The organism is Porphyromonas uenonis 60-3 (genome assembly GCF_000174775.1).
GTDB lineage: Bacteria > Bacteroidota > Bacteroidia > Bacteroidales > Porphyromonadaceae > Porphyromonas > Porphyromonas uenonis_A.
Genome location: NZ_ACLR01000012.1, coordinates 1 through 10,556 on the forward strand (window position 1 = coordinate 1; position 10,556 = coordinate 10,556).

The 10,556-nt window shown below is 53.7% G+C and carries 7 protein-coding genes; all 7 read left to right on the forward strand.

The window, feature by feature from the left end; translation table 11 throughout:
• The first annotated feature begins 229 nt into the window (after window positions 1-229).
• Window positions 230-2,689 carry a TonB-dependent receptor gene (locus PORUE0001_RS00350; protein WP_007364452.1) on the forward strand — a complete coding sequence of 820 codons (2,460 nt, stop codon included), beginning with the start codon at window positions 230-232 and terminating at the stop codon, window positions 2,687-2,689.
• A 292-nt stretch (window positions 2,690-2,981) separates the two neighbouring features.
• On the forward strand, window positions 2,982-4,901 hold the full coding sequence (gene dnaK, locus PORUE0001_RS00355) for a molecular chaperone DnaK (protein WP_007364454.1): 1,920 nt from the start codon (window positions 2,982-2,984) through the stop codon (window positions 4,899-4,901).
• Window positions 4,902-5,161: 260 nt separating this feature from the next.
• Entirely contained in the window at window positions 5,162-5,590 is a 429-nt protein-coding gene (locus PORUE0001_RS00360) for a Fur family transcriptional regulator (protein ID WP_007364450.1), read from the forward strand.
• A 196-nt stretch (window positions 5,591-5,786) separates the two neighbouring features.
• Window positions 5,787-6,563 carry a threonine/serine exporter family protein gene (locus tag PORUE0001_RS00365; RefSeq protein ID WP_007364449.1) on the forward strand — a complete coding sequence of 259 codons (777 nt, stop codon included), beginning with the start codon at window positions 5,787-5,789 and terminating at the stop codon, window positions 6,561-6,563.
• Window positions 6,563-7,054: a threonine/serine exporter family protein gene (locus tag PORUE0001_RS00370; RefSeq protein ID WP_039865112.1), complete on the forward strand. Its 492-nt coding sequence runs from the start codon at window positions 6,563-6,565 to the stop codon at window positions 7,052-7,054. Before PORUE0001_RS00365 ends, PORUE0001_RS00370 begins: the two co-directional genes overlap by 1 nt.
• A gap of 15 nt (window positions 7,055-7,069) precedes the next feature.
• Window positions 7,070-7,798 carry a DUF6064 family protein gene (locus tag PORUE0001_RS00375; RefSeq protein ID WP_007364448.1) on the forward strand — a complete coding sequence of 243 codons (729 nt, stop codon included), beginning with the start codon at window positions 7,070-7,072 and terminating at the stop codon, window positions 7,796-7,798.
• Between the two features lie 650 nt (window positions 7,799-8,448).
• Window positions 8,449-10,062: a phosphoenolpyruvate carboxykinase (ATP) gene (gene pckA / locus PORUE0001_RS00380; RefSeq protein WP_007364451.1), complete on the forward strand. Its 1,614-nt coding sequence runs from the start codon at window positions 8,449-8,451 to the stop codon at window positions 10,060-10,062.
• The last annotated feature ends 494 nt before the right edge of the window (window positions 10,063-10,556 follow it).

The window sequence follows — 10,556 nt, forward strand, 5'->3', positions numbered from 1 at the left end:
ACGAAGAGAAGAGAGTCCTCCGAGGCAAGTTCAGAAAGGAAAATCTCCGCTCCGGGAGCGCCCCCGCCGAGCGGTTACGAAGAGAAGTTGACCGAGCATCCAAGACGAAAAAAACTTCGCTTTTTACTTGCATTTGAACTTAGAAAGCAAAGGGCTACACGTACCGCTTTGACACAACGGACGACAAGCATGGCGCATAGCTTGCGACTTTTGTCTACCTTTGTAAGCGATGAGATCACTTCACTACATCGCCTTACTGCTCTGCATCCTACTGCAGGGATGCGCGTTGGCTCTGCATGGGCAGACGACCGACACGACGGCTGTCGCGACGCCCCACCGTGTGGCACTCACGGGGTACGTCTTAGACCGTGACCGTGAGCCGATCGAGTTTGCCTCGGTACGTGTCGAGGGGACGAGCATCGGCACCTGGAGTGACTTGACGGGCGCTTACCGCTTGGAGCTAACCCCGACGACCGATAGCGTGGTGGTCAGCTACAGCTCCATCGGCTATCAGACGGTGCGCCAAGTGTACCCGCAGGGGATCTCACGAGACATGCACTTTAACCCGATGCTGGGCGAGAATGCGATCAACCTCGGCACGGTGACCGTACGAGGCGAGGCGCGGCCACCGAGTATGGAGCGGATCACGACTCAGACGCTCGCCATGGAGGCTTCGCCGACACGTAGCATCGAATCGATGGTGGCTACCTATGCGGGGGTCACGCAGCACAACGAGCTAAGCACGCAGTACAATGTACGTGGGGGGAGCTTCGATGAAAACCTCGTCTACGTCAACGGGATCGAGGTTTACCGTCCGCTATTGGTACGCTCAGCCGAGCAGGAGGGCTTGAGCTTTGTCAATACCGATCTGGTGGAGCGAGTTTACTTTTCGGCTGGAGCCTTTGATGCGCACTATGGCGACCGACTCTCCTCGGTCCTAGACATACAATATAAACGTCCCACGAAGCTGGAGGGCGCTGTCACCCTGGGCTTGATGAATAATAGTATCTACGTGGGGGGCAAGCATGGGCGCTTTACCCATGTCACGGGCATCCGAACGCGCATGACGCAGCAGCTACTCGCTAAGATGGAGACTCGTGGGGAGTACAACCCCTTCTATGCGGATGCGCAGACCTATCTGACCTACACCTTCAATGATCGCTGGCGCATCGAGGGCATCGGCTACTACTCCTGGACGCAGTACCGCTTTCGTCCGCAGCAACGCGAGACGACTGTCGGCTCTTTGCAAAATGCGAAGCACTTTACCGTCTACTTCGACGGGCAGGAGCGGGATCGCTTCTCCACACTCTTTGGCGCCTTGACGCTGCACTGGCGCCCCAGCAGTCAAGGGGCGCACAGGCTGGACCTGAGCCTCTACAACAGCAACGAGCGGGAGAGCTACGATATAACGGGCGCATACTATCTGCAGAAGGAGGCTGACCCGACGACTGGATCGGATAAGCAGGAGCTGCTCGCCACGGGTGTCAATCATGAGCATGCCCGCAACCTGCTCCGCTACTCGGTCGCTGCACTTGCTTACAGTGGCAACCAGCGCCTCAGCGAGACGCATCGCCTCATGTGGGGAGCGGAGCTACGAGGCGAGCAGATAGCGGACTACATATCAGAGTGGGTCAAGCTTGACTCGGCGGGCTACAACCTACCGCGTGACCCCAATCTAATCAAGATGCAGAGCAACCTTTACTCCAATGTCTCGCTGCGCTCGGCACGCGCCTCGCTCTATCTGCAGGATGAGATGCAGTGGCAGACCCCTTCGGGGCGTTATAATCTGACGGCAGGCTTGCGAGGGAGCTTCTGGTCGTTCAATAAGAAGGCGGACTTCTCGCCTCGCTTGGTTGCTTCGTGGCGACCTAAAGAACTGTCCGACCTCTTGGTCAGAGCAGCTGGAGGACTATACTACCAGAGCCCCTTTTACAAGGAGATACGCATCATCGAGGCGGACGCCATGGGCAATCAGTCGGTACTGCTCAACGATCAGGTGCGTTCGCAAGGATCGGCACAAGCCTTGGTCGGTGTGGACTACAACTTCCTCGTGGCGGGACGCAAGTTTCGCTTTACCGCCGAGGGCTACTACAAGCATCTCTTTCGGATCAATCCCTACTATGTGGACAATGTCAAGCAGCGCTACCTAGGTCAAAACCTCGGCACGGGCTACATAGTGGGGCTGGATGTCAAGCTCTTTGGGGAGTTTGTCCCAGACGTAGACTCGTGGTTTACCGCCTCGCTGATGCGTGGCCGGCAGACCATCGAGGGGTATGGCGAGATGCCCCTACCACACGTACCAGACTACAATTTGTCGCTCTTCTTCCAGGACTACTTCCCGGGCTACAAGCGGATCACGCTCAGCTTGCGAGGGGTGCTGACGGGAGGACTCCCTCAGCTTAACGCAGCCGAGGGGTTCGGTCGCCCGCTCTTCCGTGGTACGGCCTACAAGCGTGTGGACATCGGTATGCAGTACACGCTGTGGGACCGCGAGACTGCACAGCCTGGTGCGTGGCGCTGGCTACAAGCGCTCAGCAAGGTCTCGGTCGGGGTGAATGTCTTCAACCTCTTTGACATGACGAACATCGGCTCTTACTACTGGCTCTCGGACGCTTACCGCAACCAGTACGCCGTGCCCAACTACTTGACGGGACGCCAGTACGACGCCTCGCTCATCGTCCGCTTCTAATTCGCTGGGAAATAACGGGACGAGTAGCCCGCTGTAGGGACGCACGGTCGTGCGTCCGTTGTGTCAAAGGATACTACGTCAAGGCTTTAACGGGGACGGACGCACGACCGTGCGTCCCTACAACCGTTACTCGCTTGGCTTGGATTTGGTGGCACTTTGACATAATGTCGCAAGGGGTGGTGGCGTGGCACAATGTTTGATACCTATGTGATGTAAACGTCTGACCTACGAATGGTCCAGGTCAGCCGACAGACACATTAACAAATCAGAAATCAACAAACAACACAATACTATGGGTAAGATAATTGGTATAGACTTAGGAACTACAAATTCATGTGTAGCAGTCCTGGAGGGTGGCGAGAGCAAGGTCATCCCCAACAGCGAGGGACGTATGACGACTCCCTCAGTAGTAGCATTCGTAGAGGGCGGTGAGCGCAAGGTGGGTGACCCCGCAAAGCGTCAGGCTATCACGAATCCGACAAACACGATCTACTCGATCAAGCGCTTCATGGGTGAGACCTATGATCAGATACAGAAGGAGGCTGAGCGTGTTCCCTTTAAGGTTGTCAAGGGTGACAACAACACGCCTCGTGTAGACATCGACGGACGTCTCTACACGCCTCAGGAGATCTCGGCGATGATCCTTCAGAAGATGAAGAAGACGGCAGAGGACTACCTTGGCACAGAGGTTACCGACGCGGTAATCACGGTGCCTGCTTACTTCAACGACTCACAGCGTCAGGCAACCAAGGAGGCTGGTGAGATCGCTGGACTCAAGGTACGTCGTATCGTCAACGAGCCTACGGCAGCTTCGCTAGCTTACGGCCTTGACAAGAAGGGCTCAGATATGAAGATCGCTGTCTTCGACCTCGGTGGTGGTACGTTTGATATCTCCATCCTAGAGCTCGGCGACGGAGTCTTTGAGGTAAAGTCCACGAATGGTGATACGCACCTCGGTGGTGATGACTTTGACCATGTGATCATTGACTGGCTCGCTGAGGAGTTTATGAAGGACGAGGGTGTCGACCCACGCAAGGACAATATGGCACTCCAGCGTCTCAAGGATGCTGCTGAGCGTGCTAAGATAGAGCTCTCTAGCTCGACATCGACGGAGATTAACCTACCGTACCTGATCCCTGTAGATGGTATCGCTAAGCACCTCGTTCGTACGCTGACTCGTGCTAAGTTTGAGCAGCTAGCTGACAAGCTAATCCACGCTTGTGTGGAGCCTTGTAATCAGGCGCTCAAGGATGCTGGACTCACGGCGAGCGACATCAATGAGGTGATCCTCGTGGGTGGCTCGACACGTATCCCCGCTATCCAGGAGATCGTCAAGAAGATCTTTAACCAAGAGCCTTCTAAGGGTGTGAACCCCGACGAGGTAGTCGCCTGCGGTGCTGCTATCCAGGGTGCTGTCCTGACGGGTGAGGTAAAGGATGTCCTACTCCTTGATGTGACTCCGCTATCTCTCGGTCTAGAGACGATGGGTGGTGTGATGACTCGCCTGATCGATGCAAATACGACGATCCCGACGAAGAAGAGTCAGATCTTTACCACAGCTGTGGACAACCAGCCTTCTGTAGAGATCCACGTCCTACAGGGTGAGCGTTCGCTAGCGAAGGATAATAAGAGTATCGGTCGCTTTACCCTAGATGGTATCGCACCAGCACCTCGCCAGACACCTCAGATCGAGGTTACCTTTGACATTGATGCGAATGGTATCCTCAACGTCACGGCTGTCGACAAGGCTACGGGCAAGCAGCAGAACATCCGTATCGAGGCTTCGAGCGGTCTGAGCGATGACGAGATCAAGCGTATGAAGCAGGAGGCTGAGGCAAATGCTAAGGCTGACGAAGAGGCTAAGGCTCGTATTGACAAGCTCAACCAAGCAGACAGCATAATCTTCTCGACGGAGAAGCAGCTCAAGGAGCTCGGCGACAAGATCCCTGCTGACAAGAAGGCACCGATCGAGGCGGCTCTGGAGGATCTGCGCAAGGCGCACAAGGCGGAGGATATCCCCGCTATCGACAAGGCTATGGAGGAGCTGAACACGGCCTTCCACGCAGCCACCGAGCAGATGTACAATCAGGCCAATGCACAGCAGCAGGCTGGTCCTCAGCCAGGCGCTAGCGCACAGCCTAATGACAATGCCTCTGCAAAGGGCAACGACTCGAGCGATGTAGCTGACGCAGACTTTGAGGAGATCAAGTAATCTCCGAGAGAGGTCACACATACAATATAGTAGCGGGTGGGTCAACGATGGTTGGCTCACCCGCTTGCTTTGTTAGAGGCTAGAGATTTAGAGGTTAGAAGTTAGAGATTAGAGGTTAGAAGTTAGAGGTTAGAGATGGGTGGCTAGTGGCACTAGTGCTCCTAGTAGGTCTAGTGCTTCTAATCTCTAACTTCTAATCTCTAACCTCTATTTTCGTACCTTTGGGGCGATGGATCTTTACAGCAAAAAGCTTCTACGCGATGACGAGGCACGATGACATAGCAGAGTACTTCAAGCAAAAGGGAGTACGGGCCACGGCAAACCGCATCTTGGTGCTACGCGCCTTGATGGCCGCGACGCAACCGATGAATCTCAACGAACTAGAGACGACGCTCTACCCGATGGACAAGTCGAGCATCTCACGGGTGCTGACGCTCTTTCTGGCGCACGACATCGTCCACGCCTTTGAGGACGGGCGAGGCGTGTGCAACTATGAGCTCTGCGCCAGCGATGGCGTCTGTCTCGGCGAGGATGAGCACATACACTTCTACTGCGAGCGGTGCCAGCACTCCTACTGTATGGAGATGCTCCAAGTACCTCCGCTGCGCTTGCCCAAAGGGTACAGCGCCCACGCCATATCCTTCGTCATCAAGGGCATCTGCCCCAACTGTCAAAACAAACACTCATAAAGCACCCCCCTAACCTCTAATCTCTAAATTCTAACCTCTAAATTCGTACCTTTGCAACCTAGTGTCTAGGCTCATCGGCGGTTCGTCATACAGGCTCCGAGATGAATCGTGACGCTAAGGGAACATAAACATACAATACAGAGTCAGGTGAGCTACAGCTGAAGACGCTTCAACCAACTCTCAGAGAAGAACGACTATGGAAAACGATCTTCACGGTAATAGTCTGAAGGCTGTCGGAACCTTTCTCTCAGCCTACGCGACCCATATGATGGGCTGTGGCGTACACACCTCTCGTGTCGTGCGCTGTACGCAGCGCATAGGCGAGCGCTACGGCTATACCGTCGTGACGATGATGGTGCAGAAAGGCGTACTGATCAAGCTGTACGACCCTAAGAGCAATACACACTTTGCCATCGAAGATGCTATCCCCCCGCTACCCATTAGCTTCGAGCACAATGCCCGCTTGAGCGCCTTGAGCTGGGAGGTGGTCGACGAGCAACTATCCCTAGAGGAGGTGCGTGAGCGGTATGAGCAGATACTAGCTGCGCCACGTACACACCCGCTATTCGTATTGATCTTGGTGGGGCTAGCGAATGCTTCGTTTTGCCGACTCTTCGGAGGTGATCTACCAGCTATGGGGATCGTCTTTTGGGCTACCGTCGTGGGGTTCATCTGCAAGCAGAAGTTGATCCAGGAGCATGTCAACCACTACATAGCCTTCATGGTGTCAGCCTTTGTAGCGTCGCTCTGCACGAGCATCTCGCTAATCTTCAATACGGACAGTGAGATCGCTCTGACGACAAGTGTGCTCTATCTAGTGCCTGGCGTGCCGCTCATCAATGGTGTGATAGACATCGTGGAGGGGTACATACAGACAGGCTTCTCCAGGCTTGTGGAGGCTTTCCTGCTGATAGGCTGTATCGGGTGGGGCTTTTCGATCACGCTCTTTATCTTTAGGAGTAGCTTGCTATGATGCTGATTGTAGATATCCTACTAGATGGGCTCTTTGCAGCGATGGCTGCTATGGGCTTTGGCGCTATCTCCGACCCTCCGCTGAGGGCTTATCGCAGTATCGCTATACTAGCAGCCGTGGGGCATGCGCTACGCTTCGTCTTGATGACGGTGTGTGGCATCAATATCGCCATTGGATCGCTCTGCGCTTCGCTGACGATAGGCTTCGGGGCGCTCTGGCTGGGGAAGCGTATACAGACACCTATCACCGTCCTCTCGATACCAGCGCTCCTGCCGATGATCCCAGGGAAATATGCGTACAATATGTTCTTCGCGCAGATCATGTTTCTCCAAAATCTAGACAGCATGGAGGGACAGCAGAAGTATATGGAGATGTTTTTCTTCAATAGTATCGTGGCCATCACAGTCATCTTCGTCCTAGCTGCGGGGGCTACACTCCCTATCCTACTCTTCCCTAAGCGCACCTTCTCTCTAACTCGTAAGAAACAATAGGCTCTGAGCTCTACTATGAATACCTTTTGGAATACAATCGCCCAGTACAATGCGGCGACCTGGCCGATACAGATACTCCTAGTCATCGCTGCCGTTGTGGTTCTGTACCTCCTGGTCAAGCGTCCCTCACGTAGCAGTACGATCATTGCTAAGTCCTATCTGATACTCCTATATGTATGGATCGCTGTGGCATACTATGCCATCTACTGTGCAGAGCGTAGCTACTCCATCCTACTCAGCATATACTGGGGCATATTAGCTCTGGCGTGGATTAAGGATCTTCTGGAGGACGACACGCAGTTTGCCCTCAGAGACAAGTTCAAGCCCTTTGGCATCTTCGTACTCCTGCTCCCGCTGATGTATCCTCTAGCGTCCATCACGAGGGGGCTCTCCTTCCCCTACATCACCACGCCAGTGATGCCCTGCACGGTAGCTATCTACACGATCGGACTGCTCCTCCTCTTCACGAGTCGAGTCAATATCTTTATCGTCCTACTCCTCCTCAACTGGGCTATGGTGGGCGTGACGAAGACTTGGTTCTTCGGGATTCCCGAGGACTTCATCCTAGTGCTCACGGCGATACCTGCGCTGTACATCTTCTTCCGCGAGTACTTCGCCCTAGATCTGCATCAAGACTCAAAGCCGCAGGCGAAGTACATCAATGCGCTTCTGATCCTCGTCTGCATCGGGGTCTGCATCGCGCTCTGCTGTGCGCTCTTTGCCCAGATATCTAGAGATATATAGGCTACAATACACGACACGAGCAAGCCCCATCTAAGTCTCTACGGAGGAATCGCCAAGTTCTTCCGTAGAGACTTTTCATTTTCCAGCGAGGTGTGGACAAATTCTTCGGAACTTCGAAACCTTTCTTCCGAACTTTCATTTCATTCTTCCGAAGTTTTATTTGCCAGTTCCGTGAAGAAACTTCGTTTCCTCATGAGCTATTAGGAGATTCCTCGGTAGAAATCCCAATCGGCCGAGATCTCGGAGTCATCGGATCAACCCCTGGGTGATGCGTTATAGCGGATAGGTTCATCGACACTTCCTAGGAGAAAAATCGACAGATGGAGGAAATCGAGCAATTCCTCGGTGGAGATCGTCAATTATCCACGGAGGTATCAAAAAATTCTTCCGAACTTTGATTTCTTTCTTCCGAACTTTCATTTCATTCTTCCGAACTTTTATTTGCCGGTTCCGTGAAGAAACTTCGTTTCCTCGTGAGCTATTGGAAAATTCCTCGGTAGAAATCCCAATCGGCCGAGATCTCAGAGTCATCAGATGGACCCCGTAGCTCAGGGTTTCCGTTTTTTTATTACTTTTGCTGTGTCCTCCCCCCTGAGGGCCGGGGACTATATTTGATACATCAAGCATCTACAAACAAACACTCTATAGCTATGACACAGCACAACATTGATCTCTCACAGTATGGCATCAAGGCGCCAGCTGAGATCATCTACAATCCCTCGTACGATCAACTATACGAGGCTGAGCTACAGCCAGACCTGACGGGCTATGACCGCGGACAGCTCACCGAGCTGGGCGCTGTCAACGTGATGACGGGCGTCTACACGGGCCGCTCGCCAAAGGACAAGTTCTTCGTCCTCGACGACACAACCCGCGACACCATCTGGTGGACCACCCCCGAGTACCCCAACGACAACAAGCCCACTAGTCAGGAGACTTGGCAGGAGCTTAAGCGGATTGCCACCGAGGAGCTCTCGGGCAAGAAGCTCTACGTCGTCGATGCCTTCTGCGGTGCTAACCCAGACACGCGCCTCAAGATCCGTTTTATCATGGAGGTCGCTTGGCAGGCTCACTTCGTCACCAATATGTTTATCCGCCCATCCAAGGAGGAGCTGGCAAACTTTGGCAAGCCCGACTTTGTCGTCATGAATGCTTCAAAGGCTAAGGTGACCAACTACAAGGAGCTGGGACTGAACTCCGAGACGGCTGTCGTCTTTAACCTAACCGAGAAGGTGCAGCTCATCCTCAACACTTGGTACGGTGGCGAGATGAAGAAGGGTATGTTCTCCTATATGAACTACCTCAACCCGCTCCGTGGCAATGCCTCAATGCACTGCTCGGCCAATACGAATCAGGACGAGACGGAGACCGCTATCTTCTTCGGCCTTTCGGGCACGGGCAAGACAACCCTCAGCACCGACCCCAAGCGCAAGCTGATCGGCGACGACGAGCATGGCTGGGATGACAACGGTATCTTTAACTACGAGGGTGGCTGCTACGCTAAGGTGATCAACCTGAGCAAGGAGTCGGAGCCTGACATCTACAATGCCATCCGCCGTGATGCACTCCTAGAGAATGTGACGGTCGATGCCAACGGTAAGATAGACTTCTCCGACAAGTCTGTCACGGAGAATACACGTGTCTCCTACCCTATCTACCACATCGAAAACATCGTCAAGCCAGTCTCTAAGGCGGGCCATGCGAACAAGGTGATCTTCCTCTCGGCAGACGCTTTCGGTGTCCTACCTCCTGTCTCGATCCTCGATCCAGAGCAGACGCAGTACTACTTCCTCTCAGGCTTTACGGCCAAGCTAGCTGGCACCGAGCGTGGCGTCACGGAGCCTACACCGACCTTCTCGGCATGCTTTGGCGCAGCCTTCCTCTCGCTCCACCCGACCAAGTACGGTCAGGAGCTGGTCAAGCGTATGAAGGCTGTCGGAGCTAAGGCTTACCTGGTCAATACGGGCTGGAACGGCACGGGCAAGCGTATCTCAATCAAGGATACCCGTGGCATCATCGACGCAATCCTCGACGGCTCCATCGACAAGGCTCCGACGAAGACGCTACCCTACTTCAACTTCGCCATCCCAACGGAGCTACCAGGCGTAGACCCCGCTATCCTCGATCCACGAGACACTTACGCCGATCCCGCTGAGTGGGAGACGAAGGCTCAGGATCTGGCAAAGCGCTTTGTCAAGAACTTCGAGAAGTTTGCCACCAACGAGCACGGCAAGAAGCTCCAGGAAGCCGGTCCTAAGCTCTAATTGAGCTGACTCATAACTAATAAGCAGAGGTCCCACTCTCCCGTGAGTGAGACCTCTGTTTTTTTGCAAAAAAAGAGAATAGCGTTTTCCAAAAAACCGTAGACATTGTAATACCAATGCGGGACTTACTTTTGGAAAACGCTACCCTCACTGCAAAGGTAGCAAATATGTTTGACACAAGCGTCACGGCTGTGTTGCTGATCAGGGCTAAACATTTGGATCTTGTAGCTTTAACGGAAGCGAACGCCCTCTCACTCAACATGATCCGAACGCTCCGTCGGCTTGAACGTAAGATTTGCGGGGTGCGCTCTTGTGACTTTGAAGTTAAGTGTGTATATTTGCGAAATGAAGGGGTGCAGGTGCGATACGGATGTTTTCGCAGGTAACCCACATTAGGCAGAAGACTATTCATTCACTACACATTTGAACTATGATAATAGGCGTACCTAAAGAAATTATGCACGATGAGGCTCGCGTAGCAGCGAGCCCCGAAG